This is a genomic window from Bradyrhizobium ingae, assembly GCF_055791185.1.
In genome coordinates this window covers 126,432-150,304 of record NZ_JBVUBB010000016.1, presented here as the reverse complement: position 1 = coordinate 150,304, position 23,873 = coordinate 126,432, and the positions used below count along the sequence as shown (strand labels likewise).

The 23,873-nt window shown below is 65.1% G+C and carries 19 protein-coding genes; 7 read left to right on the top strand and 12 right to left on the bottom strand.

What is annotated here, in order from left to right; all coding sequences use genetic code 11:
* The first annotated feature begins 17 nt into the window (after nucleotides 1-17).
* The gene (locus ACV1FX_RS22965; RefSeq protein ID WP_473119838.1) at nucleotides 18-866 is read left to right on the top strand and encodes a caspase family protein; all 849 of its coding nucleotides are present in this window, start codon (nucleotides 18-20) and stop codon (nucleotides 864-866) included.
* A gap of 190 nt (nucleotides 867-1,056) precedes the next feature.
* Here ACV1FX_RS22965 and ACV1FX_RS22960 read toward each other — a convergent pair whose 3' ends face one another.
* From ACV1FX_RS22960 to ACV1FX_RS22940, 5 genes are all read right to left on the bottom strand, one after another.
* A complete protein-coding gene (locus tag ACV1FX_RS22960; protein ID WP_473119837.1) occupies nucleotides 1,057-1,932 on the bottom strand; it encodes an efflux RND transporter periplasmic adaptor subunit in 876 nt (291 codons plus the stop codon).
* A gap of 159 nt (nucleotides 1,933-2,091) precedes the next feature.
* Nucleotides 2,092-2,229, bottom strand: coding sequence for a hypothetical protein (locus ACV1FX_RS22955; RefSeq protein WP_473119836.1), 138 nt, complete (start codon nucleotides 2,227-2,229; stop codon nucleotides 2,092-2,094).
* A gap of 122 nt (nucleotides 2,230-2,351) precedes the next feature.
* Complete coding sequence (locus tag ACV1FX_RS22950) at nucleotides 2,352-3,467, bottom strand: lactonase family protein (protein WP_473119835.1); 1,116 nt, start codon at nucleotides 3,465-3,467, stop codon at nucleotides 2,352-2,354.
* A 16-nt stretch (nucleotides 3,468-3,483) separates the two neighbouring features.
* Nucleotides 3,484-3,921: a hypothetical protein gene (locus ACV1FX_RS22945; RefSeq protein ID WP_473119834.1), complete on the bottom strand. Its 438-nt coding sequence runs from the start codon at nucleotides 3,919-3,921 to the stop codon at nucleotides 3,484-3,486.
* Nucleotides 3,922-4,346: 425 nt separating this feature from the next.
* Nucleotides 4,347-4,703: a hypothetical protein gene (locus ACV1FX_RS22940; protein WP_473119833.1), complete on the bottom strand. Its 357-nt coding sequence runs from the start codon at nucleotides 4,701-4,703 to the stop codon at nucleotides 4,347-4,349.
* Nucleotides 4,704-5,000: 297 nt separating this feature from the next.
* On the opposite strand from ACV1FX_RS22940, the gene ACV1FX_RS22935 reads away from it, so the two are divergent.
* On the top strand, nucleotides 5,001-5,972 hold the full coding sequence (locus ACV1FX_RS22935; RefSeq protein ID WP_473119832.1) for a LysM peptidoglycan-binding domain-containing protein: 972 nt from the start codon (nucleotides 5,001-5,003) through the stop codon (nucleotides 5,970-5,972).
* A gap of 181 nt (nucleotides 5,973-6,153) precedes the next feature.
* A complete protein-coding gene (locus ACV1FX_RS22930; RefSeq protein ID WP_473119831.1) occupies nucleotides 6,154-7,410 on the top strand; it encodes a Spy/CpxP family protein refolding chaperone in 1,257 nt (418 codons plus the stop codon).
* 132 nt (nucleotides 7,411-7,542) lie between these two features.
* On the opposite strand, the gene ACV1FX_RS22925 is transcribed toward ACV1FX_RS22930, so the two are convergent.
* Nucleotides 7,543-9,996: an adenylate/guanylate cyclase domain-containing protein gene (locus tag ACV1FX_RS22925; protein ID WP_473119830.1), complete on the bottom strand. Its 2,454-nt coding sequence runs from the start codon at nucleotides 9,994-9,996 to the stop codon at nucleotides 7,543-7,545.
* Between the two features lie 228 nt (nucleotides 9,997-10,224).
* Nucleotides 10,225-12,258 carry an AsmA family protein gene (locus tag ACV1FX_RS22920; RefSeq protein ID WP_473119829.1) on the bottom strand — a complete coding sequence of 678 codons (2,034 nt, stop codon included), beginning with the start codon at nucleotides 12,256-12,258 and terminating at the stop codon, nucleotides 10,225-10,227.
* 202 nt (nucleotides 12,259-12,460) lie between these two features.
* Here ACV1FX_RS22920 and ACV1FX_RS22915 point away from each other — a divergent pair, with 202 nt between their 5' ends.
* Nucleotides 12,461-13,135 carry a Crp/Fnr family transcriptional regulator gene (locus ACV1FX_RS22915; protein ID WP_473119828.1) on the top strand — a complete coding sequence of 225 codons (675 nt, stop codon included), beginning with the start codon at nucleotides 12,461-12,463 and terminating at the stop codon, nucleotides 13,133-13,135.
* A 6-nt stretch (nucleotides 13,136-13,141) separates the two neighbouring features.
* Here ACV1FX_RS22915 and ACV1FX_RS22910 read toward each other — a convergent pair whose 3' ends face one another.
* The 4 genes from ACV1FX_RS22910 to ACV1FX_RS22895 form a co-directional block, all read right to left on the bottom strand.
* The gene (locus ACV1FX_RS22910; protein WP_473119827.1) at nucleotides 13,142-16,303 is read right to left on the bottom strand and encodes an efflux RND transporter permease subunit; all 3,162 of its coding nucleotides are present in this window, start codon (nucleotides 16,301-16,303) and stop codon (nucleotides 13,142-13,144) included.
* On the bottom strand, nucleotides 16,303-17,232 hold the full coding sequence (locus ACV1FX_RS22905) for an efflux RND transporter periplasmic adaptor subunit (protein WP_473119826.1): 930 nt from the start codon (nucleotides 17,230-17,232) through the stop codon (nucleotides 16,303-16,305). Before ACV1FX_RS22905 ends, ACV1FX_RS22910 begins: the two co-directional genes overlap by 1 nt.
* Before the next feature lie 156 nt (nucleotides 17,233-17,388).
* A complete protein-coding gene (locus tag ACV1FX_RS22900; RefSeq protein WP_473119825.1) occupies nucleotides 17,389-18,063 on the bottom strand; it encodes an OmpA family protein in 675 nt (224 codons plus the stop codon).
* Between the two features lie 122 nt (nucleotides 18,064-18,185).
* On the bottom strand, nucleotides 18,186-19,763 hold the full coding sequence (locus ACV1FX_RS22895; RefSeq protein WP_473119824.1) for a caspase family protein: 1,578 nt from the start codon (nucleotides 19,761-19,763) through the stop codon (nucleotides 18,186-18,188).
* A gap of 358 nt (nucleotides 19,764-20,121) precedes the next feature.
* Between ACV1FX_RS22895 and ACV1FX_RS22890 the strand changes: the two genes are divergently transcribed.
* Both ACV1FX_RS22890 and ACV1FX_RS22885 read left to right on the top strand, forming a co-directional pair.
* Nucleotides 20,122-20,931 (top strand): N-acyl homoserine lactonase family protein, encoded by an 810-nt coding sequence (locus tag ACV1FX_RS22890; RefSeq protein ID WP_473119823.1) that lies wholly within the window; start codon nucleotides 20,122-20,124, stop codon nucleotides 20,929-20,931.
* Nucleotides 20,928-21,470 (top strand): GNAT family N-acetyltransferase, encoded by a 543-nt coding sequence (locus ACV1FX_RS22885; protein WP_473119822.1) that lies wholly within the window; start codon nucleotides 20,928-20,930, stop codon nucleotides 21,468-21,470. Before ACV1FX_RS22890 ends, ACV1FX_RS22885 begins: the two co-directional genes overlap by 4 nt.
* 121 nt (nucleotides 21,471-21,591) lie before the next feature.
* Here ACV1FX_RS22885 and ACV1FX_RS22880 read toward each other — a convergent pair whose 3' ends face one another.
* Nucleotides 21,592-22,140: a MarR family winged helix-turn-helix transcriptional regulator gene (locus ACV1FX_RS22880; RefSeq protein WP_473119821.1), complete on the bottom strand. Its 549-nt coding sequence runs from the start codon at nucleotides 22,138-22,140 to the stop codon at nucleotides 21,592-21,594.
* A 110-nt stretch (nucleotides 22,141-22,250) separates the two neighbouring features.
* Between ACV1FX_RS22880 and ACV1FX_RS22875 the strand changes: the two genes are divergently transcribed.
* Complete coding sequence (locus tag ACV1FX_RS22875; protein ID WP_473119820.1) at nucleotides 22,251-23,864, top strand: FAD-dependent oxidoreductase; 1,614 nt, start codon at nucleotides 22,251-22,253, stop codon at nucleotides 23,862-23,864.
* Nucleotides 23,865-23,873 lie beyond the last annotated feature (9 nt).

Here is a 23,873-nt window from a genome sequence, read left to right as displayed (position 1 = left end):
GACAGGAATGAACCGAGATGAATGTAAGGCAGCTCGACATTTCCCGACGCACCATCGCGGTCGCCGCGGCCCTGATCGGCACGGTGTCGCTGGTGATCGGCGCCCACGCTGCCCTGAACATGCGTGCCCTCGATGCCGCCAAGGCGATCTCGACCGCTGAGGTCACCGGTTCGGTCGGCCATGCGTCGCGCCTCGCTCTCGTCATCGGCAATGGTCATTACCCTGACGCCAATGCGCCGCTGTCGCAGTCGATCAACGACGCGCGCGCGCTGTCGTCCTCGCTGCGCAAGGGTGGCTTCGACGTCGACATGGTGGAGGACGCCAGCAAGGACGACATGGTCCGCGCCGTCAACCGCCTGAAGTCGAAGATCACGCGCGACAGCGTCGTCATGCTGTTCTTCGGCGGCTACGGCGTGCAGGCCGGCCGCGAGAGCTACATGCTGCCGGTCGACGCCGTGATCTGGAAGGAAAGCGACGTCCGCCGTCAGGGCGTCTCGATCGAGAGCGTGCTCGAGATGATGAAGGAGCAGGGCGCCAAGGCCAAGCTCGTCGTCGTCGATGCCTCGCGCCGCAACCCCTATGAACGCCGCTTCCGCTCCTACAGCCACGGGCTCGCGCCGATCAGCACGCCTGACAATGCGCTGATCCTCTCCTCCGCCTCGCCCGGCAAGGTCGCCGACGACGGCAAGGGCGACAACAGTGTGCTGGTCAGCGAGCTCCTGAACAACCTCAATGCGCAGGGCAGCGCCGAAAGCGTCTTCAACAAGACTCGCGTCGCCATTTCCCGCGCATCCGAAGGCGACCAGGTCCCGACGGTGTCGTCCTCGCTCCTGGAAGACGTCCAGTTCGATCAGGCCGGCGGCTAGTCTCGCGCCGTATTTTGGGTGAGCAAAGGCGCAAAGCGCCGAGCCCACCAAATTTCTCCGTCATTGCGAGGAGCGAAGCGACGAAGCAATCCAGAATCTTTCCGCGGAAAGATTCTGGATTGCTTCGCTTCGCTCGCAATGACGATGCAGCAGTCCGCTGCGCCTATCTCCCCGCGAGGTGAAGAAAGCCCTATTTCGTCTCCGCGCTCGCCATCACCGGGCGAACCGGGTCGCCTTCGCGCAACAGCGCGCCGGCGCGGGCGACGACGATGTCGCCCTCGTTGACGCCGTCGCGGATCTCGATATTGCCGCCGGACATCAGCCCGATCTCGACGCGCTTGGTCTCGACGCGGTTGCGGCGGATGATCTGCACCACGGTGCCGGCGGGGCTGTACTGCACGGCGGTGAGGGGGACCGCGACATTGCAGCTCTGCCCGGTCTTGATCAGCGCGCGTCCGCTCGAATTCAGCAGCAGCCGCCGCGGCGTCGAGATGCCGATATAGACCATACCCTGCTGGATGTTCGGCTCGACCGTCGGCCCGATCTTGCGCACCTTGCCGTCGATGTCGCCGGCACCCGCGATGCGTACGGTAGCCGGCTGGTTCACCGCTAGCTTCTTGATGTCGGCGGTGGCGACGAGGCCGACGAGGTCATATTCGCTCCGCGCCACGATCGAGAATAGCGCTTCGCCGCGCCCCGAGGCCGGCGCGCCGATCTGCGCGGTCGAAGCCGAGATCACGCCGGCAACCGGCGCCGTCACCTGGACCGTGCCGCCTTCGGGCAGCGCCAGCCGCGCCAGCACCTGGCCGGCGGTGATGGTGTCGCCGGCTTCCGCCAGCACCTCCGTCACCTTCAATCCGGGACGCTCGGGCCGCACCGAGGTTTCCTCGCGCGCGATGATCGTGCCGCTCGCTTCCACGATGTCGGAGAAACAGGACTTTGCCGCCTTCAGCACCGTGACGGCCGGTCCCTTGGGCGCCTCCTCATCGGCGCGGACCGGCAGGGAGCCAAGCGCCAGCGCGGCGGCGATGGCCACGGGAAACAGGGTGCGGGTGCAATGACGCATCGGACTAATCCACGGGATCAAGGCTTCACTCGATAGCAGAAGGCGACGGCACAGACCATGGCGCCCGGTGCCGGGCAGGAGAGAATGCCGCAGAGCCATCCACGGCAAGCCTTTGATTAGTCGCGGGATTGAAGATCAGGTTCGGCGTCGCGCCATCCGTCAGCCGTGGCGTTCGCCGAGCAGCCTGCCGGTGGTGCGATTGATCAGGTGCAGGCGCGCGCACGCGGGACAGGTCACCGAGTCGTGCGTATCCCTGGCATCGCTCGGCTCGGTCGTAAGCCGATGCTGAACGTTCATGCCGGTCTGCGGGCATTTGAAGACGATATGTCGGTCCATCACGTACCGGAATATGACGGCAGCGAGCCGCGACCGAAACTACGGATGATTGCGTAGGTCGGTCGGCCGCGGCACCCGCATTCTTACGGCAGCGTGACGAACTCCACCCAGTTCGGCTTCTTGCCGGTCGGATAGGACTTCAGCTTGGTTAACGCGCCGCTGGTCTGGTCGATCGCATAGACCGTCATGCCGTCGGACAGTTCGCCGACCGCGGCGACATAGTGACCGGTGGGATCGATATTGAAGCCGCGCGGCTGCTTCTCGGTCGGAACGGTGCCGACCGTGCTGAGCTTGCCCGTTGCCGGATCGATTTTATAGGCGGTGAGCGTGTCTGTGGTCCGCTCCGAGGCATAGAGGAAGCGGCCGTCCGGCGTGACGTGGATGTCGGCGGCCCAGGGTTTGCCGCTGAAGCCTTCGGGCAGCGCGGTGGTCCGCTGGATCTCGCTCCACGCGCCGGTCTTGGCGTCATAGCTGAAGGCCGCGACGTCGCCGTTCAGCTCGTGGATCAGATAGACATACTTGCCGTTGGGGTGGAACACGAAGTGCCGCGGGCCCGATTTTTCCGGCACCTTGTAGACCGGCGGATCGCTCGGCGTCAGCTCGCCGGTGGCGGCATTGAAGGCGAAGGCCAGCACCTGATCGGAGCCGAGATTGGTCGCGAACGCATAACGGTTGTCGGGCGAGGGGATGAAGGCGTGCGCATTCAGCCCGGTCGGAATCACCTGCTTGGGCTCGCCGACGACGCCGGTGTCGGACAGCGGATTGAGCGCGACCTTGTTGCCGCCATAGGAGGCGCTGAACACGAACTTGCCGGTGCGGTCGGTCATGACATAGGCCATGCTGTCGGCGAGCGGCCCGTTGCCGATGTGCTTGAGCGTGCCGGTCTTCGGGTCGATTGCAAAGCTCACGGCCGAGAACGGCTGCGAGCGCACGCCGGCGATCAGCACGCGGTGGTCGGGCGTCACCGCCAGCGGCGTCGAGGAGCCGGGCTTCTCGATGCCGACGAAGGGCGCGGTCTGCACCGGGCTCATCTCGCCCTTGTCGTGGATGCGGAAGACGGAGACGTCGTTGCTGTCGGCATTGCCGACATAGGCGAAGGTGTCGGCCATGCCGGCGCTTGCTCCAAGGTGGGTGGCGAGGATGACGGCACATGCCGCAAGCGGCAGTTGCAGTGCGGTACGGCGGGACAGTCGATACATCAGGCTTCCTCCAGCTTCAAAAAGCGCCGCTGCCGTCCGGCATGGCTGTTCTCGGTTTGCGGCGAGGATATCCGGCCTCATACCATTCCACCAAAATCCAGTTTGGATCGATCGATGTCAGAATTGGATCGATCGTCGCGAATGAGTGGGCGCGATGGATGTGAACCAATGCGATGCGCGCGCATTGAATGGTGCATGCCCCGACCTGGACGGGGCGGATGTCCTTATCAGGGGAGTCCGTGTGTTGCCCCGCGAAAACGATCTTGAAGGCAAACCCGACATGGGCGGCAAGCATGGCGGCCAAGCGGGCCAGCCTAAATCTCCGCCACGCCCAAAAACCAGCCAGCGCGATGAAGACGTGGCGGCAAAGCAGCACTCCGATCAAACCGATCGCAAGCCGCAGCCGACCAATAGAGGATAGTTCGGCAAGATATCTGCCCCAGGATAGCGGCATCGGGTGCGCTCACAGGCCGCAGCAAAAGAGGAACGGCATCTTCGCCCGGCTGTTCTAGAATTGTGTTTGCGGCGGGAGGCTTTTGCGGAGGCTGACGTGTTTTGGATTTATTGGGACACCGCCTGGTCGATCATCATCAGCGGCATCATGTTCGCGACCATCGTCGCGCATCCCGATGCCGAGTTCGCGGAAGTGCGCGCGGCGAAAAGGTCTTGAAGATCGCAGCGCCGGACTGCCTCTCTCCGTAATTCCGCGGAGTTTGCTTCACTGCGCGTCTCCATTCGATGCGACGGCCTTTGGCCGTCATCGGGGTGAAGCGAGTTTTAGGCGCGCGACGGTAATTCTCTGAATCTTCTTTTGCACGAGATCGGGCGCAACGTGCGTGGCACGCTGCGCTGCAACCGAGATACGAAAGTCCCAAATCCTTACGTCATGCTGCCGGGCATGAAGCAGCGGATCTGCGTGCGGCCGTTGATGTAGTACGGCCAGACCATGGTGCGGCCAGCGCGGTTCGGCTCGGTGATCACGGTGTCGTCGGGCACGTCGACCCACAGGCCTTCGAGACGAACGCGGTAGTGGCCGTCTCTGGTGTCCCAGTCGGCATCGGCTACCGCGGTGCCGTCGGCGTCCGCGCAGCACGGGCCGCCGCCTTTGCTGTGCAGGCTTTCGAACCAGCCTTTGAGGGGAGAATTCGCAAACCGGCCGTCGTCGCGGCCTTGTGCGGGGGCGCCGATCAGGGCAAGCGCCGCAACGAGGGGGAGTAACCGAGAGCCGACAGACATCCTTTCGCCTCTTGAGTTTCGCACGCAACAAGACCCTCCGGACGCAAGGCCCGGTGCGCACGCGATGCATTTTCAGCTGATACCCCTCCGGCCGGACTGTTCCGCCATCAGCGACTGCGACAACCCGCGGGCCGAAAGTTTGATCCTATTCTGAAACGCGTACCATCGCGGCCCTATCGGTCAGAAGCTGTGACCGATTGCCGGTCGTCCGTTTTGCCGACTTGATGCGGAAGCGAATTCAGCGCAGGTTTGCGTCCTGTGATTTGTCGTGAAGGGCTTTAAGGGGCTTCGGGATTCATGGAGATCGCATCGAAGGCGACAATCGCCGTTTGCTCGTTCCTGCTGGTCGCGGCCGGCGGTACTGCGATCGTCGTCGGCACCGGCGGGCTGTGGCAGGCGTTGCGCGGCGAGCCCGAGGTCAAGGCCGCCGACAAAGCCAAGGTCGCGTCCAAGCCGGAAGCCAAGACGGCGCTCGCCGCGCCCACATTCCTGCCGCCGACCGCGCCGTCCGTCGCACCGTCAGCGGCGCCCGGCAATGACATTGCCACTGCGCTCGGCAAAGCCCAGACGGCGCTCGCCGATCTGCCGACGCCAACGGCTCCGCCGCCCGCAGCGGTCGAGGAGACCGGGCCTCGTTTCGACGTCGCACGCGTCGATGACGACGGCGAGGCGGTAATCGCCGGCCGCGCCACGCCGGGCGCGCGCGTCGAACTGCTGCGCGATGGTGAGAGCCATGCCTCTGCGGTCGCCGATGCGTCCGGCCTGTTCGTGATGACCCCGCCAAAGCTGCCGCCGGGAAGCTACAAGCTCAGCCTGCAATCGACGGCGCCGGACGGGAGCGTGACGAAATCAAGAACCGACGTTCCCGTGACGCTGCACGCGATGGCCCAGCCGCCGAGCGCGACGCCGGCGCGCACCGATGTCGCCAAGCTCGCGAAAGAGACGCCCGTCAAGGAAGCGTCTGTAAAGGGGGACGGCGCGGCAGCATCACCGGCGGCGGCGCCGGGCGCCGCACTGGCACTCGCCACCGCGCCGACTGCCGAGAAGGGGCCGCTGCGCGCGAAGACTGACGCGAAGACGGAGACGACGGGATCGATTTCGATAAGCCGCATCGTCACCCGCGGCGACAGCCTCTGGCAGATCAGCCGCCGCACCTATGGCGATGGCCTCAGCTACGCCCTGATCTACAATGCCAACCGCGACAAGATCCACAACCCGGATCGCATCTATCCCGGCCAGACCTTCGTCCTGCCGCGCAAGGTCAGGTGAGGGGTCCCGCGCCCCGCGAATTGAAGGGCGGACTTGTCGACCTGTCTACCGCAATTCTGAGAGCGAAGGCGCAAGCGAAATCCACCATTCCCTCGTCGCCGGAACTTTCTGGTTCACTGCGCGTCATTCTCCTTGTGACGAGATGCGGCTTGGCGCGGAGGAGGGAGCCAAGGTGACCATCATGTCGAAATCCCGCCTGGGAATTGCGGTCGCGGGGATCGCGCTGGTCACTCTCGCGACGCTGCCTGACCCAGCCAAGGCCGGCTTCGGGCTGCGGGTCGGCGGCCCGCTCGGCGTTGCGCGCTTTGCGATGGCGCGCATGCTCGGGGTTGCCGGCATCCGACATATGCGCATGGCTGCGCGACACGGTCGTGCCCGGATGGCCGCGCTGCATCCGCAAGACCTCCGCCCCGCTGCGGACGCCGTCCGCCCGACCGTTCGCGCCCAGCTCACGGCGGTTGCGGCCCTCGCCGGCTGGCGCGGTGGCCGCGCCGAGCAGGGCTGGTGGCAGCATGCCGACGGCACCTATGGCTGGGTCGGCCCGCTGTTCTGGCCGTTTGCCGATGACGACATCACCGACTTCACGATGCGCGGCGACGGCACCGCGCTTTGGGCCTATGGCTATGGCGATATCTATGCCGCGATCTTCGCGCCTTATGCTCCGACCGAGCTTGCCGCCTATACCGCGGGCGGCCGCCGCCACCGCAAGGTCCCCGAGCTCCAGCAGCTCTGCGACACCGGGGATGCCGTGGGCCTTCCGATCGATGCGATCCTGCGCACGGTGCAGCCGAACGAAGTTCAGCGCGCCGGGCTCGACGAGCTCGCTGGCGCCTGGGGCTCGGCGGGTGCCGCCATCCGCGCCTCCTGCCCGACTGAAGCTGCCGCCAATGCGCTCGATCGCTTCGCGCTGATGCAGCGCCGTATCGAGGCGATGATCAGCGCGGTGGATGCGGTCGCGCCGCCGCTTGCGAAGTTCTACGGTCTGCTCGACGACGAACAGAAGTCGCGCCTCAACGCGCTCGGCAAGGACGGTCGCGCGAATGCTGCCGAGACCAAGCGCAAGGAGATGCAGGCCGCAGCCTGCAAGGCGCCCGCTGAGCCCTCGAGCGAGGAGCAGGCGCAGCGCCAGTACGAGCAGCTCGTGAAGCAGCAATGGCCGGCCGACGACATCGCGACCGCTCTTCGCCTCGACGAGACCAAGCGCGCCGCGCTCGAGGTGCTGCAGGACACCACCATGGGCACCATGGAAGTCCTGCCGCCCTGTCCACCGCAGAACCTGCGCACTCCGCAAGCCCGCCTCCAAGCCGTGAAGGCGCGGCTGGACAGCATGCTCGAGGTGGTGAAGGGTGTCGGCGATGCGCTCGACGATTTCGAGTGGGGCCTCACCGACGAGCAGAAGACGCAGTTCGAGGCGATGGGGCTGAAGCGGGGCGTGTGAGCGGAGTGACGACGAGAACTCTCACCGCCGCTGTGCAAATGGCGCCTCGATCTCAGTCGTCGTGCCGGCTTTCGCCAGGACGACGCTGGGGGACGATCCGGCGCTCCTCACGGCTGAGGGAGCCGCAATAGCTCACATCCTCCGCCGTGCCGCCGACGCATCCACGACGTTGTCGACTTCCTCGCGCCAGCTCAGGATCTCCATCGCGAGCACGGGGTGATTGAAACCCTTGAGCTGAAGATCGTCGAGCGGGCGGGCTTCGACCCATGGCTCGACGATGCCGTAGACGCGCCGCGCGACCACGATCTGGCCGGCCCTGGCTTCATCGCACAGGCGAGAGGCGAGGTTGGTGACGCTGCCGATGGCGGCATATTCCAGCCGCTGCTCGAAGCCGATCTGGCCCAGCGTGGCATAGCCCAGCGCGACGCCGACACCGAAGCCGAGCGAATGGCCCCGATTCTTCCATTTTTCGGTCAGCTTGCCGATCGCATCGCGCATCTCGACAGCCATCTTCACCGCGCGCTTGGTGTGGTCGGAAAATTGGATCGGTGCGTTGAACAGGATCATCACGCCGTCGCCGGCGAAGCGGTCGAGCGTGCCCTCGTAGCGATGGATCAGCTCACCGAGTGCTGCGTGGTATTCGCGCAGCACGTTCATCGCCTCTTCCGGCTCGGTCGCTTCGGTGAAAGAGGTGAAGCCGCGCAGATCGCAGAACACGACGGTGACCTCACGGCGGTGGCTGTCGAGCAGCGCATCGTGGCCGTCGGACGAGGCGATGAGCTGCGCGACCTGCGGCGCGAGAAAGCGCTCCAGGCGCTTGATGCGGCCGATCTCGCCTAGCTGCTTCTCGACGCGCTCTTCCAGGGAGCGGTTCCAGTTGCGGAGCTGCTCGGTCTGCTCCTGAAGCTTCGCGGCTTGCTGCTGCACCGTCTCGTGGGCGGCCGCGAGCTCGCGGCCCTTGTGGTCGACCTCGGAGAAGAGGCGGGCATTGCGCATCGCCAGCACCGCCTGATGCGCGAAGGTGCGCATCAATCCGGTCAGGCTGCCGGCGAACTCGCCGCGCGCGTGGCGCAGCACCACCAGCGAGCCGAGCGTGCCCTGCTGGTCGACCAGCGGCACCACGAGCACGGAGTGGAAGCCGGCATCGACCGCGACGTTGCGCAAAGGCTGCTCGGAGGCCTCATCGAGATCGGGAAGCGCGATTGGCTCGCCGCTCCTCGCGGCGTCGCCGAGCAGGCTCGCGCCCTCGTCGATGGTGACGTGCGCGCCTTCGGCGGATTTGTCGATGCCGTTGGCCTCGACCAGGTTGAAGCGGTGCTTGTCGGCATCGTAGCCATAGATCAGGACCGCGTCGGCATGGGTGATCTCGAGCGCGCGGGCGGCGATCGTCGGCAAGACCGCATCGAGATCGAGCGAGGAGGCGACGGCACGGCCGACCTCTTCCAGAACCTTGAGCTCGTTGATCGACCGCGCGAGGTCGCGCGTGCGCTCCTCGACCTTGGTCTCCAGGCTCGAATAGGTCTCCTGGATCTGGTTCGCCATGCTGTTGAACTGATTGGCGAGTCCCTCCAGCTCGTCGGAGGTGCGCACGTCGATGCGATGGCTGAAATCGCCCTCGCCGAGCCGGTGTGCGCCGGCGCTGAGTGCGGTGATCGGGATCAGCATGCGACGTGCGAGCAGCGTTCCGGCGAGGATTGCGACCAGCAGGCCCATGCCGATCAAAAGTCCGATCCGCACCAGCTGGTCGCGGATCGGCGAGAGTGCATGCGCGGTCGGCTGCTCGATCAGCACGGCCCAGCCGAGCTTCGGCACCGCGCTTGCCGCCGTCAGCACGGCATGACCGTTGAAATCGGTGCCGGAAGCGACCGGATCGCGGTCCGGCGCGATGGCGGCGGCGACCTGCGGCAGCTTGGCGAGATCGGTCGCGATCTCGGGTCCGCGAGACGAGGTCGCCAGCACCTTGCCGTGAGGATCGACGACATAGGCGAGGGCGACCTTGCCGACCTGCGCGTCGGAGAGGAAATCGGAGAGAAAGCCGAGATCGATGTCGGCGACGGTGACGCCGGCGTTGAAGCCGGAATGCGCGACGGCGATCGACATGAACGGCTTGTCGTCGGAGAAATAGGGCGGCGCGTAGTTCACCCCGCGGGCGACCGTGTCGGTGAAGCTGAAGCGCATGTCGCGCGACATGTCCGCATTGCTGCCGACCGACACCGAGACGCGCGACAGGCGTAGCACCTCGCGGCCGTCGCCGTTGAGCTGGGAGAGCTGGCCCACGGCGGCCGCCGAATTGAGAAGCTGGGCGTAGCCGGCGCGGCGCTTGTCGATGGTGTCGAGGCTCGCGCGCGTCACCGAGGAGATCTGGCGCTCGAGTTCGGAGACCGATTGCTCGATCCGCTTGGCGGTCGCCTGCGCCTTTTCCTCCATGCCGTCGACGATCGTGGTTCGGGTCGCGCGATAGGAGATCCAGGTCTCCATCGCGCCGTTGACCGCGAGCACGAACACGACGAGGCCGACGAGGGAGACGACATATTTGGCGAACAGGCCCTCGCGGAAAAACCAGGTCTTGTCTTTCGCTCCCGTCATCCAGATCCTCACGCGCCGCGGCTGACGCCGGCGCCTCCTGGCCGTTCTAGCACAGTTCCGCCCGCACAGCCGCCCGGGCTTGCCGGCTATGGACAGGACGCCGGACGAACGGGAGAGCAATTGTCGCTGCAAACCCGGCTCTTTCCGTTCCCTGCTCCCGTGCGGGAGAGGGGGCAGGGAGGAGCTAGCCCGGCAAAGGCTGCCAGAGCAACGCCCACCGCAGCAAAATCACCGGTTGAACAACTGCCGCAGCACGTCGTTCATCGGCTGGCTGTCCTGCGGCTCGGCGGGCGGCTCGTCCTTCGCGGGCGGTGCGGGCGAGCCTTGCGGCTCTGGCGGCGTCGGCGTGCCCGGCAGACCCCGGCTGCGGCCGGTGCTGGTCCCTGGAGCGCGACCGGACAGGCCCTGCTGGATCAGATTGCCGATCGCCTCGCCCAGCGCGCCGCCGAGCGGATTGTTTTGCGACGGCTGTCCCTGCGGATTGCCATTGCCGGCGCTATTTCCGTTCGGTGCGTTGCCGCCGAGACCGAGATTGCCCAGGATATTGCCGAGCCCTGCACCGTCAGGACCGAACAGGCCCTTGCCCATCTCGCGCAGCTTTGCATAGGCAGCTTCCGGATTGTCGAGCACGCCTGCCATGTCCGGATAGATTTTCGGCTGCGACCAGGAGCCCTCGATCATCACGGGAATGCCGAACCCGACGGGGTCGGAGGTGCGGCCCTGGCCCTCGGTGGTCATCACGAGCTTCGGCTCGACGCGAAAGCCCATCATCTTGGTGTCGAGCGCGATCGTGCCTGCGCCGGTCACGCGCACCAATGGGCCGATCAGGTTAAGATCGGTCGTCACCGCCTGGCCCTTGTCGATGCGGAAGGAGGCGGAGAGCTGCGTAAGATCCGTGCTCTGCTCCTGGCTGTCCTGCCAGCCGGACAGTGTGGATGTGGTCAGCGAGCGGATCATCTGCGCGACGTTGATGCCGCGGATGGCGCCGTCCTGGAAGTTGGCAAACACCGTGCCCTGCATGTTCGCCATCAGCGCGCGCTGGCTGGCACCTGCCGAGCGCACCGCGATCTTCGCCTGCAGCTTGCCGTCGAGCCGGTCGAAATCGGCGAGCCCCTTGAGCAGTGGCAACGCGCGCACACCGACGAGGTCGGAATGCATCGCCAGGCTCGGCGCGCCGCTGGTCGCATCCAGGATCGCCTCACCGGAGACCTGGCCGCCATAGGCACCGAGATTGGCCGTGGCGGCCTTCAGCACGCCGCCGGCGAGCTTCGCATCGATCGCAAGAGGCGCGAAATGCGCTTCGCCGATATTGGCCTCGGTTGCCGAGACCCGCATCTGCGCGTCGACATAGTTGAGTCCGGAGATGCTGATCGGCGCATCGCTCCAGGGTTGACCTGCGGCACCGTCGGCGGATTTCGACACGGGCATGTCGAGCCGCTGGAAATCGAGATCGAGCTTGACCAGCGGCTTGCTGGCGATGTCGACCGAGGCCCAGCCATTGAACGCGCCGTCGCCGAGCGTGCCGTTGACGCTGTTGATCATCACGACCGAGCCGTTCAGTCGCGCCTCGGCATGGCCGCTGAGCTGCGATTGCAGCAGGCTCGGCGCGTCGATGGCGAAGTCGAGCGGGATCGTCTGCCGCTCGACCGGTGCGGCGGGCGCCACTGCCCTGATGTCGAACTTGATGCCGTGGTCGCCGGCCCGTGCCGTGCCCTTCAAATTGACTTTGCGATCTGCATTCACGGTCGCGTCCGCGTTGATCGCGCTGAGCCGGCTCTCGACGCGGTCGCGCGCGACCGAGAACGCGACCTCGCCGTCGGCGATCTTGATCCGATCGACGCTGACGTCATCCGCGGCGAGCAGCGCGGTCGGCTTCGATGTCGACGCTGAGGTCGGCATGCGCTCGCGGAGCAGCGGCTGGTAGAGCACCGGATGGGTGACGACGAGATCGCCGATCTTCGGATGTCCCGACCATACGCTCGCCAGCGACATCTCGGCCTGAACGCTATCGACGGTGAGGCGGCTGATTCCGGTGCGATCCTTCGGATCCTGCAGCGTGAGGTCATTCAGCGTCACCTTCAGTGTCGGCCACAGGCTGACCTTCGTGGTGCCGGCAATCGTCAGGCGGTAGCCCGTCGTGCCTTCCACCCGCGAGGTGATCGCAGAGGTCAGGAATCCGGAGGGGATTCCGATCACCAGCAGAAGCGCGATGACGATGATGACGGCGGCGACCGCGGCGCCGGCGAATTTCAATACTCTCATGTCGACTTTCCAAACGGATAGCGGCGTCGAATCCGGCCGGGCCTGATCACCCGTTCGTTGCCTGTCAGTCTATCCCGGGAGGGGAAACCGCTCCAAGCGGCCAAAAATAAACAGGGGGTGCTGCAAACTTATGTGACTTATGACACACTTCTGGCCGCGGGTTTTCCGCGAATGTCATGTTGATGGTTCCAAGGAAATTGCAATGAGCAAACAGGCCGAATTTGCGGTCATTCTCAAAATGAACCCGATGTTCGCCGACCTCGGAGCGGACGAATTGCAACGCTTGTCCAATCTCTGCCACACCCAGAATCTGGCCAACGGCGAAGTGCTGTTCCAGAAGGGCGACGCCGGCGATGCGCTGTTCGGTGTCCGCCGCGGCCAGGTCCGGATCGAAACCGGCGTCTCCGACGGCAGCCGGCTGACGCTGAATTTCATGGGACCGGGCGACCTGTTCGGCGAGGTCGCCGTGCTCGACGGCCAGGACCGCACCGCGGATGCGACCGCGGGCGAGGCCAGCGAGCTGTTCGTGCTGCGACGCGAGGATTTCCTTTCCTTCCTGGAGCGCGAGCCGAAGGTCGCAATCAAGATCATCATGCTGCTCTGCCAGCGCATCCGCTGGCAGAGCGAGCGCATGGAAGAGTCCATGCTCCAGCCCCTGCCGGTGCGGCTTGCACGCAGGCTGTGCGCGCTGGCGGCCGATTTCGGTTCGGAGGTGCACATCTCGCAGGAGCAGCTCGGCGTCTTCGTCGGCGCCGCCCGTGAAAGCGTCAACCGCCAACTCCAGGCCTGGCGCAAGGAAGCGATCTTGGACCTGCAGCGCGGTCGGATCCTGCTCAAGAACATGACCAAGCTGACGTCGATCGCGAGGAACGAGTAGGCGTAGCTACTCCGCCGCCGGATGTACGAAGCTCTTCGGCGCCGCAGGCTGTGCGGGCGCCGTTTCGACAGGCGGCTTGGCGTGGTGATCGCTGGCTTCCGCATCGGCGCTGTGCACGATCAGCCGCTTGCCGAAACGCCAGGATAGCGCGCCGATGTCGTCCATCACCATGAACATCGCGGGCACGAACACCAGCGACAGCACTGTCGAGAAGATCAGGCCGCCGATCACCGCGAGCGCCATCGGCGAGCGGAACTCGCCGCCGGCGCCGACCGCGAGTGCGCTCGGCATCATGCCGGCGACCATCGCGATCGTGGTCATCACGATGGGACGGGCGCGCTTCATGCCGGCGTCGATCATGGCTTCGTCGCGCGGCTTGCCTGCGCGGATCGCTTCGATCGCAAACTCGACCAGCATGATCGCGTTCTTGGTCACGATGCCCATCAGCATCAAGATGCCGATCCACACCGGCGTGGTGAGTTGCTTGCCGGTCACGAGCAGCGCCGCGATCGCGCCGCCGATCGAGAGCGGCAGCGAGAACAGGATGGTGATCGGCTGCAGGAAGGTCCCGAACAGCAGCACCAGCACGGCATAGACCATCATCAGGCCGGCGGTGATGGCGGTGGCAAAGCCGTCCGACAGCTCGTTCAGGCTCTCGGCGTCGCCGGACGGGCTGACCCTCACGCCCTTCGGCAGGCTCTTCATCACCGGCAGCTCGTAGATCTTCCGGGTGGCGTCACCGAGCGCGGCGTGGCCGACGAGGTCGGCGGCGACGGTCGCCTGGCGCTCACGATCGTAGCGGTTGATGGTGGTCGGACCCTGGTCGAGCTTGACGTCGGCGATGACCGAAAGCGGTACGCCGCCCTTCTCGCCGTGCTCGCCGAGCGGCACCCGCAACTGCTCCAGCGTTTTCAGATTGCCACGTGCGGCGTCTTCAAGCTGAACGCGGATCGGCACCAGCCGGTCTCCGACGTCGAATTTAGCCAGCGCAGGTCCAACGTCGCCGATGGTGGCGACGCGGATGGTCTGGGACAGGATTTCGGTCGAGACGCCGAGTCGCGCCGCAAGCTCGGCGCGGGGCTCGATGCGCAGCTCGGGCCGCTCGAGGGCGGTTTCCGAGATGACGTCGGAGATGGTCGGGATCCGCTTCATCTGCGTCGCAAGCTCGCTCGCGACGTTGTTGACGATGTTGGCGTCGACGCCGGTCACGACCAGCGAGATCGCGCGCAGGCCATTCTCGTCGAGGAACCAGAAGCGGATGTCGGGGATGCTTTCGAGCTCCTGGCCGATCGAGGATTCCAGCTCGCGCTGGGTGACCTTGCGATCGTTCTTCGGCGTATAGTTGATGATCAGCGAGGCGCGCCGGACTTCCTGCGTGCCGGGCGGCACGCGGCCGCCGTCGACGAAGATGCTCTTCACCTCGGGTCGCTTGCGCAGCCGCGCGACGATGTCTTCGGTGACCTTCTCGGTATAGGAGAGCTGGGTGCCCGGCGGCAGCTCGATTGCGAGCAGCGATCGGGCGCTGTCCTGCGCCGGCAGGAAGCCTTGCGGCAACAGCGTGATGCTCCAGATCGAGGCGGCGAAGATGCCAAAGCCGATCAGCACGGTGATGAAATAGTGCTTCACCGACCACGCCACGATCTTGTGGTAAGTGCGCAGCACGCGGCCGGGTGGCGGCTCCTCGTGGTTATGGTGCTTGAGGAAATAGGCCGCCAGCATCGGGGTGACGAAGCGCGCGGCGAGCAGCGAGAAGAACACCTGCACCGAGACGGTGATGCCGAACTGCTTGAAGAACTGCCCGGCGATGCCTGACATGAAGCTTGCGGGGGCGAAGATCGCGATGATGGTCAGCGAGATCGCGATCACCGCGAGTCCGATCTCGTCGGCGGCTTCCAGCGCGGCACGGTAGGGCGACTTGCCCATGTTCATGTGCCGCACGATGTTCTCGATCTCGACGATGGCGTCGTCGACCAGAATACCGGTCGACAGCGTGATGGCGAGGAAGCTGACGAGGTTGAGCGAGAAGCCGAGCAGGTCCATTGCCCAGAAGGCCGGGAAGATCGACAGCGGCAGCGAGATCGCGGCGATGATGGTGGCGCGCAGGTCGCGCAGGAACAGCAGCACGATGATGACGGCAAGGATCGCGCCCTCGAACAGGGTCGAGATCGCGGCCTCGTAATTGCCCTTGGTGTATTCGACCGAGGTGTCGATCAGCTTCAGGTCGACGTCGGGATAGGCGATCTTGAGCGCATCGATGCGCTTCTGCACGGCGGCGGCGACCACCACGTCGCTGGCGCCCTTGGAGCGCTTGATGCCGAGGGCGACGACCGGCTCGCCGTTGAAGCGGGCGAAGGTGCGGCGGTCGGCGATGGTGTCGGTGACGGTGCCGAGATCGTCGAGCCGGACCTCGCCGCCGCCGAACAGCGGGATCATCGTGCCGGCCAGATCGCTCAGCGTCTTGGCGCCGGCCAGCGTCCGGATCGCCTGGTCGTTCTTGCCGATCTCGGCGCGGCCGCCGGCGACGTCGACATTGGTGCCGCGCAGGCTCTGGCTGACATTGACGGCCGTCAGGCCCATGGCCTGCAGCCGGTCCGGATCGAGCGAGACCAGGATCTCGCGCTCGACACCACCGATGCGCTCGACCTGGGCGACGCCGCGCACGCCCTGCAGCGCGCGCTTGACCACGTCGTCGACGAAATAGGAGAGCTGTTCCGGCGTCTTGCCGGGCGAGATCGCGGCATAGGTGACGATCGGCAGGCCGATGACGTCGACGCGCTGGATCAAGGGTTCGGTGACGTTCTGTGGCAGGTTGGAGCGCACCCGCGTGACCGCGTCCTTGACGTCGTTCAGTGCGCGGTCGGTATTGGTCTCGAGCGCGAACTGGATCGTGGTCACCGACAGGCCGTCGGTGATCTGCGAGGTGATGTGTCGCACGCCCTCGACGCCGGAGACCGCGTCTTCAACCGTCTTGGTGACCTGGGATTCAAGCTCGGCGGGCGCCGCACCGAATTGCGACACCGCGACCGAGATCACGGGGATGTCGGCCGAAGGCAATCGCGTGACCGCCAGCTTGGTGAAGGATACCCAGCCCAGGATCAGGAGGATGATGGAAAAGACGACCGACGGCAGCGGATTGCGGATCGACCATGCCGAGATATTGAGAGCCATCAGCGTACTCGCGATCGATCGAGTTCATCGGCGAAGACGGTCTTGATCTGGTCGCCGTCATGGAGCGAAGAGCCGGCGTCGGCCACGACGATTTCGCCGACGTCGAGACCTTCCAGGATTTCCGTTGCAGTGTCGGACGTCAGCCCGACCCGTACCCGTCGCGTCTCGACCGTATTTCCTTTGACCACCTGGACGGTGAGATGGTCAATGGCGGTCTTGGGAACCGCGACGCCGCAGCTCCGCTTGGCGTCGATGGAGGCGCGGGCAAACATGCCGACCTTCAGTGACGGATTGTTGGCAACGCTAATCCGGACGCGGCCGAGCTGCGTGGCGCGGTCGATCTCGGGCGAGACCAGCCGGACCCGCCCGATCAGGTCGGGGGCGTCGTCCCGGCTGATCCGCACCGTCGCGCCGGGATTGAGCTTGGGCATGTGCACGGCCGGGACCTGAGCATCGAGCTCGATCTCGCCGCCCACGGCGATGCGGAACATCGGGCCCGCCTGCGGCGAGGCCGGCGCGCCGACGACCGTGCGAACTTCGGTGACGAGGCCCGCGGCAGGCGCCTTGAGCGAGATCGGTCCTTGTGGCCCCGGCCTTGCCGGCTGTCCCGGCATCTGCGGAGGCGGGCTCAGCCGCGCCAGTTCCTGGTTCTCGGTGACGGTCGCGCCTTCGGCAACGAAGAGGTCGGTGACGCGTGATCCTTCCTGGTCCGCGGTCACCACCGCCTCGCGGCGCGGCACGAAAAAGCCGGTCACGCGCACCAGATCGGAGAAGCAGGCATTGGTCGATTTGGTCACGACCACGACGGCGTCGCCGGGCGTTTCCTTGACCTCCGGGCGATGGCGGTTCTCGAACCAGTAATAGCCGACGCCGAGCAAGACCATGAATGCCGCGGTTCCCGCAGGCTTGAGGTATTCGGTGATGTTCATCGCCGGATCATCCTGGCCTGGCCCGCTGTTGCCGGCTCGCGGCCCGCCACTGAAAGAGTTTCCCCGAAACGAAGCTGCGTCCCGCAAGGCTGCGGGACGCGCGTCGGACGCACGAACTTACACCACACGACGGGTCACTTGCACAATGTGTCGGGCTTATTTGGATGCGGTGGTCTTGTTTTCCATATTGACGACCTGCACCCGGCGATTGACCTCGGCCATGGGCTGGCTCGGATCCTTCAGCTTGCTCTTGCCATAACCGACGGTGACGAGATCACCTGCGGAAATGCTGTACTTGTCGACGAGGTAACGCTTGATCGCGTCCGCGCGGCGCTCCGACAGGTCCTGGTTATAGGCCTCGCCGCCGGCGGCGTCGGTGTGGCCGGCGACGACGAAAGTCGAGCCCTTGAGGTCGGGATTGGTCAGCGCGCGGCCGAGCGCCTGCACGGATGGCATCGATTTGGCGCTGATGTTGGCCGAGTTGTAGTCGAAGGTGATCTCGAGATCGATATTCGGCTTGTCCTTGGCGGCGGTTGCGATTTCCTCGCGTTCGTTCACCGAGAGCGAGCGCGTGGCGCGGCCGCGGACGCTCTGCAGCAATTTGGTCTCGGCGGCGCTCGGCGCCGGATCAGCGGTTTGCGGTCCGATCGAGAGGCCGCGCGTCAGCGGCTTCTTCGGCGGCGCCAGCGCCCGCACGATCTGGTCCTCGGTGACGTTGTTATTGGTGTCCTTGTCGTCGCCGGCGAATGCGCTTCCCGGCGGCAGCGCCAGTGCGGCGCCGATCGCAAGCATCGAGAGGATCGCGGTCACACCCTTTGCGGCCAATCTCATTGCCAGTCCCTCCTGCAAAAAATTCCCGCAACAAGCCGGAAGCGCCCTTGCTGCATCCTTGCGTTGGTCTCCGCGGGGCTCTCGGGGGTTCGAGGCGCGACGCCCCGAATCTCAAAAAAATATCAACGGACTCCGTAGCTTGCGAACTCCTGGACGATGTTCGGGTCCATCGCCTTGGCGTTGGTAATATCGAGCGCGCCTTCCGAGGCCGAGCCGTTGCGCTGCTTGGCAAGCCCCCGCCCGTAGAGCGATGAGGTCAGGCGCGGGTTGATCTTCAGCGCCGCATCGAAATCGGCGATGGCGTTCTTCACCGCCCCCGATTTCAGGTTGACCAGGCCGCGGCTGTCCAGCGCATCGACGAAGTTCGGGCGCAGCCGCAGCGCCTCGTTGCAATCCTTCAGCGCGCCCGGGAGGTCGCCGATCACGGTGCGGGTCCAGCATCGGTTGTTCAGGGCTTCGACGTCCTTGGGATTGATCCGGATCGTGTCGTCGAAATCCTTGATCGCAAGGTTATAGGCGCCCTTGCTCGCATAGACCTGGCCGCGCCGGTAGAGCGCGTTCACGTCGTCGGGGTTGGCCGCAATCTTGGCGGTCAGGCTCTTGATGGTGGGATCGTCCGCCAGCGCGGCCTGGTTCGGTCCGCTGTCGGTGTTGCCGCCGCTATTGGGGCTGGTACCGGCGTCGGCCGGCTTCGCCGGAGGCTGCGGTGCGGGAATAGCCGCATCAATTTGCGGCTTCGGTGACGCTGCAGGGGCCGGAGAAGGCGCAGGAGCGGGAGGCGGGGCAACATTCGCTTCGACCTGCGGTTTCGGTGGTGCCGGGGCAGCGGGAGTTTGTGCAGGAGTTTGTGCGGGTGTCGGCGCAGGCGGCGGGTTGTTTGCAACCACCGGCGGCGTGGGCGCGGGCGGAGCGGACGGCTGCGAAGTGGCGGTCGGCCGGGATCCGCCGGCGCCTGGAATGAAGGAGAAATCCTCGGCCAGCGATGACGATATCCACGGCACCTGCTCGTTGCGCGAGGCGCGGGTGACGCCCATCTTGGTGCGGTTCAGCGTTTCCTCCGCCATCAGGTCGGGGACGCGGATTTCCTTCAAAAGTTCCTGGACGAAGAGGCTGCGGTCACCGCCGGCATCCGAGGTCACCGAGCTCAGGGCGGCCGAATACATCACAAGGGTGCCGTTCGGTGCGATCACCGGAGCGAGGCCCGCGGAGAAGCTGCGGAACCGCCGCTCGAACGGGTTGCGCCGGGAGGCATCGATCAGCGCGATCTTGACGCCGGCGCCGCGGGTGTTGATCTCGCCGAGCACGGTCTCGATGCTGAAGCCGTCGCGGCGCACGTCGGACTCGGTCCAGATCTGGGCGTCGACCGGGATCATGTAGCTCTGGCGCGCCGACTGGATGCCGAAGCCGCTGTAAAACAACAGCACGACCGAGCCCGGCTTGACCTTGCCATAGAGCTTGTCGAAGGCGCGGCGCATGGCGTCGCCGGTCAGGTTCTCGCCGACATCGACGGCAAAGCCGTCATGCTTGAGCTCGTCTGCGACGTCGCGTGCGTCGTTGATCGGCTCCTTCAGCGGGCTGTCGGCGTCCGGATATTTGGCATTGCCGATGACCAGCGCATAGCGGTCGCCGGCGGCAAAGGAAGGGGCGGTCAGGACGACCGAGAACGTCAAGAGCAGAAGCGAAAGAAAGCGAATCTTCATAACGAGCGCGGTCCAGCCAAAAAGGCGCCGTTCGCGAGCTTTGCGCCGCGGCGACCTTAACTTACGCATTTTGCATTATCAAACCGGGGGGTGGGGGCGTCAACCGCTTGGAGAACAGGCATTATCGCGACAATTGACCGCGACGCCGCGGGAAAGTTGGAAGGGACTGAGGCGGCTGTCACGGCATCGCTCGATCGAGGGGCAGGCGGAAATACCTCTTAGCGCGGCCATCGCGACAAAAATGTGATCGGTCTCACATGGCGGCCGCGCCAGAGGCGGCGTTTGACCTTTGCGTGCCGCGATGGCTTGCTGCGTTCGCGATCGATCTCAGGCTCCCCTCAACGAAAAAAGTGCAACCATGGGAAACCTCTACGAAGTCTACGCGCTGCGCTACGCGACGATGTCGCCCCGCACTCCCCACATGAACTTCCTGTCGCCGGACCCACATGAGAGCGCCGCGCAGGATCTCGACTATTTTGTCTGGCTGATCCGAGGGCAGGGCCGCGATGTCCTGGTCGATACCGGCTTCAATGCCGAGGAAGCCACCTTGCGCGCCCGCAAGCTGACGCTCAATCCGGTCGATGCGCTGGAGCGCTTTGGCGTCAAGGCTTCGGCGGTTGCCGACATCATCGTGACACATCTGCATTACGACCACGCCGGCAATCTCGATCGCTTTCCGAGCGCGCGCTTCCATCTGCAGGAACGCGAGATGGCTTACGCGACTGGCCGCTGCATGTGCAACGGCCTGTTGCGACATCCGTTCTCGGTCGAGCACGTCACGCAGATGGTGCGCCATGTCTATGGCGAGCGTGTCAGCTTCTATTCCGGCGACGGCGAGATCGCGCCCGGCATCACCGTGCACCGCGTCGGCGGCCATTCCGATGGCTTGCAGGTGGTCAGGGTCGAGACCGGGCGCGGGCCCGTGGTGCTCGCCTCCGACGCGGCGCATTACTACGCCAATCTGCAGCGGCGCAGCCCGTTCCCGATCGTCTACAATGTCGGCGACATGGCCGCAGGCTGGGAGACGATCGAGCGCCTCGCCGGTCATCCCGATCGCTTCATCCCCGGGCACGATCCGCTGGTCACCGAGATCTATCCGCGCGCCAGCGACAAGGTCGATGCCTGGGCACTGCATTTGCCGCCGACGCGGTCGTTTGTGCGAACATGAGTGCGGTCGACATAGCTCCGCGTTCCCTGGATACGGAGCGTCTTAGTCTTCGTCCGACACGCAGTTCTGATGCCGATCGGGCCTTCGATATTCAATCGGACTGGGAAGTCACGCGCATGCTGCGCACGATGTCTTATCCCCCAAACCGACAAGACATGGGCCGCTGGTTCGCCGATCATTCGCGTCATTGGCAGGCCGGAGAAGCGTACCGATTTGTAATCGAGCTCGAAGGGCGAATGATCGGGATGGCCTATCTGGACGCGATTGCGGAGCGCGAAGCAAATTTAGGGTACTGGCTTGATCGCGCACACTGGGGGCAAGGGTACGCCTTCGAAGCAGCTCGCGCTCTGATTCAGTTTGCCTTCCGCGACGCTCGTCTTCTCAGGCTCAGAGCGGGACACGCGTTCGACAATCCTGCGTCTGGACGCGTTTTGACCAAGCTCGGCTTCAAACCCCTTGATACTGTCCAGCGCAATTCTCAGTCACGAGGCGAGACGGTCATGCAGCATCGATATGTGCTGGAAGCGAATGTCGGCTGAGCGCTAGGTCCGGCTGGAGCCCTTGGTGGACCTTCGCTTATGTATCGTCGATGTCCGCTTCCTGGCGATGCGGGCCTCGCCATCCCCGCACGCGCATATTGGGATTTTATGAGCCCCCGCCCTAATACGCCTGCTTCGCGTCCGCCTCTTCACTTGTCTGTATCAAGTCGAGGCTCTGCTCGATCTTGCCGAGCAGCACTGAGAATTGCTTGCGCTCCTGCGCGGAGAGGCAACTGAGGATCTCGTCCTCCCGTCGCAACAATTGCGGGAACAGTTCTTCGTAGAGCGCGCGGCCCTTCTTCGTCAGTTGCAGGCGGAATTCGCGGCGGTCGGCTTCGTTCTCGACGCGCTCGATCAGGCTGTCATGCAGCAGCGCGGTGACCGCGCGGCTGATCGTGGATTTATGGGTGCGGGTGCATAGCGAGATGAACTGCGCGCTGCAGGCATCGCTGCGAAAGCCGAGCGTGGCGAGCACCCGCCAGGCCGGAATGTCGAGTCCGTGGCGCTCCTGATATTCGGTCGCGAGCGCAGAGCTCACCTCCGCCGCCAGACGGTTGAGGCGGAACGGCACGAACTTGAACAGATCGAGCCGCACCTTCGGCCTCGGCGAGGCCTCGGCCGTTTCCGCTTCCTTCGCCTTCAGCGCGATATCGCCCAATGTCCTCGTCAAAAATCGCTCCGAAATGCCAGTTGACGGACGGCGGTAGCCGGTCCAAGATAGTTGCACGTGAGACTATCTAGCAGATAAGTCCCCTCCTGACCAGAGCGAAAGGTTAGCGCATGGCGCAGGCAAAAACCCAGTTCGGCTATCGCCGCCACCCCGACCAGGATCGCCCCGGCCTGTCTGCGGCCGAGCATGCGATCGTGGTGGTGGGCGCGGGGCCGGTGGGGCTGTCGCTTGCGATCGATCTGGCGCAGCGCGGCCAGCGCGTGGTGCTGCTTGACGATGCCGATCGCATTGGTGAGGGCTCGCGCGCGATCTGCTTCTCAAAGCGCTCGCTGGAATATTGGGACCGGCTGGGCGTCGGCGACCGCATGGTCGAGAAGGGCGTCGTGTGGAGCGTCGGCAAGATCTTCCACGGCGAGTCCCAGCTCTACCAGTTCAACCTCTTGCCGGAAGAGGGGCACAAGCGGCCTGCCTTCATCAACCTCCAGCAATATTACGCAGAAGCCTATCTCGTTGATCGCATCAGGGACTTGTCCGAGATCGACCTGCGCTGGCGCAACAAGGTGACGGCGCTCGAGCAACGCAACGATTGCGCCGTGCTGACGATCGAGACGCCGGAAGGTGCCTATCGCCTGCATGCGCAATACGTCATCGCCTGCGACGGTGCCCGCTCCTCGCTGCGGCAGATGGTCGGTGCGGAATTCGCAGGCCAGGTGTTCGAGGATCAATTCCTGATCGCCGACGTCAAGATGACCGCGGAATTCCCGACCGAGCGCTGGTTCTGGTTCGATCCGCCCTTCCATACCGGGCGTTCCGCGCTCCTGCACAAACAGCCCGACGACGTTTGGCGCATCGACCTCCAGCTCAATCGCTATGCCGATTCGACCGTCGAGAAAAAGCCGGAAAACGTGCGGCCGCGCATCGCGCGCATGCTCGGGCACGACAAGTTCGATTTCGAATGGATCTCGCTCTACAAATTCCAGTGCCGGCGGATGGATCGCTTCATCCATGGCCGCGTGATCTTCGCCGGCGACTCCGCGCACCAGGTCTCACCCTTCGGCGCGCGCGGCGCCAATTCGGGGCTTGAGGACGCGGAAAATCTGTCCTGGAAGCTCGATCGGGTGCTGCGTGGCCAGTCACCGGCGACGCTGCTCGAGAGCTATCATTTCGAGCGCAGCATGGCGGCGGACGAGAACATCCGCGAATCGACGAGATCGACGGATTTCATGGCGCCGAACTCGCATCAGGAGGCGCGGCTGCGCAAGGCGGTGCTGTCGCTGGCAAAGGAAACCGAGTTCGGCAAGCGCATGGTCAATGGCGGCCGGCTCTCGGTGCCCTGCAGCTACGACACGTCGCTCTCCTCCGCCGATGTAGAGACATGGCGCGGCGGTCCGCGGCCCGGCTGTTCCATGCTGGATGCGCCGGTCAGGACCCGCACGGGCGAGGGCGCCTATCTGACTGATATGTTCCGCAAGGGTGGAACGCAATTTGCCGTGCTTGGGTTTGATAATGGCGCGGCGATCGAATTGCCCGGTGGCGTGAAGGACATCCGCATCGGTGGCGAGAACGGACTGGTCGATCCCGGCGGGCTCGCGGCGAAGCGTTACGATGCCGAGCCGGACACAGCCTATCTGCTGCGGCCCGATGGCTACGTCGCGGCCCGCTTCCGCCATCCGACGAAGGCGCTGGTAGCAGCCGCATTGTCGCGCGCTCAAGGCTTGAACTGAAGGTTTTGC

What these genes read in the sequence shown, in the direction of transcription:
- ACV1FX_RS22915 (WP_473119828.1), top strand. Translation starts at nt 12,461, where the DNA reads ATGAGCAAACAGGCCGAATTTGCGGTCATTCTCAAAATGAACCCGATG.
- ACV1FX_RS22895 (WP_473119824.1), bottom strand. Translation starts at nt 19,763, where the DNA reads ATGAAGATTCGCTTTCTTTCGCTTCTGCTCTTGACGTTCTCGGTCGTC.
- ACV1FX_RS22920 (WP_473119829.1), bottom strand. Translation starts at nt 12,258, where the DNA reads ATGAGAGTATTGAAATTCGCCGGCGCCGCGGTCGCCGCCGTCATCATC.
- ACV1FX_RS22925 (WP_473119830.1), bottom strand. Translation starts at nt 9,996, where the DNA reads ATGACGGGAGCGAAAGACAAGACCTGGTTTTTCCGCGAGGGCCTGTTC.
- ACV1FX_RS22930 (WP_473119831.1), top strand. Translation starts at nt 6,154, where the DNA reads ATGTCGAAATCCCGCCTGGGAATTGCGGTCGCGGGGATCGCGCTGGTC.
- ACV1FX_RS22885 (WP_473119822.1), top strand. Translation starts at nt 20,928, where the DNA reads ATGAGTGCGGTCGACATAGCTCCGCGTTCCCTGGATACGGAGCGTCTT.
- ACV1FX_RS22910 (WP_473119827.1), bottom strand. Translation starts at nt 16,303, where the DNA reads ATGGCTCTCAATATCTCGGCATGGTCGATCCGCAATCCGCTGCCGTCG.
- ACV1FX_RS22960 (WP_473119837.1), bottom strand. Translation starts at nt 1,932, where the DNA reads ATGCGTCATTGCACCCGCACCCTGTTTCCCGTGGCCATCGCCGCCGCG.
- ACV1FX_RS22950 (WP_473119835.1), bottom strand. Translation starts at nt 3,467, where the DNA reads ATGTATCGACTGTCCCGCCGTACCGCACTGCAACTGCCGCTTGCGGCA.
- ACV1FX_RS22935 (WP_473119832.1), top strand. Translation starts at nt 5,001, where the DNA reads ATGGAGATCGCATCGAAGGCGACAATCGCCGTTTGCTCGTTCCTGCTG.
- ACV1FX_RS22965 (WP_473119838.1), top strand. Translation starts at nt 18, where the DNA reads ATGAATGTAAGGCAGCTCGACATTTCCCGACGCACCATCGCGGTCGCC.
- ACV1FX_RS22890 (WP_473119823.1), top strand. Translation starts at nt 20,122, where the DNA reads ATGGGAAACCTCTACGAAGTCTACGCGCTGCGCTACGCGACGATGTCG.
- ACV1FX_RS22875 (WP_473119820.1), top strand. Translation starts at nt 22,251, where the DNA reads ATGGCGCAGGCAAAAACCCAGTTCGGCTATCGCCGCCACCCCGACCAG.
- ACV1FX_RS22900 (WP_473119825.1), bottom strand. Translation starts at nt 18,063, where the DNA reads ATGAGATTGGCCGCAAAGGGTGTGACCGCGATCCTCTCGATGCTTGCG.
- ACV1FX_RS22955 (WP_473119836.1), bottom strand. Translation starts at nt 2,229, where the DNA reads ATGAACGTTCAGCATCGGCTTACGACCGAGCCGAGCGATGCCAGGGAT.
- ACV1FX_RS22945 (WP_473119834.1), bottom strand. Translation starts at nt 3,921, where the DNA reads ATGCCGCTATCCTGGGGCAGATATCTTGCCGAACTATCCTCTATTGGT.
- ACV1FX_RS22940 (WP_473119833.1), bottom strand. Translation starts at nt 4,703, where the DNA reads ATGTCTGTCGGCTCTCGGTTACTCCCCCTCGTTGCGGCGCTTGCCCTG.
- ACV1FX_RS22905 (WP_473119826.1), bottom strand. Translation starts at nt 17,232, where the DNA reads ATGAACATCACCGAATACCTCAAGCCTGCGGGAACCGCGGCATTCATG.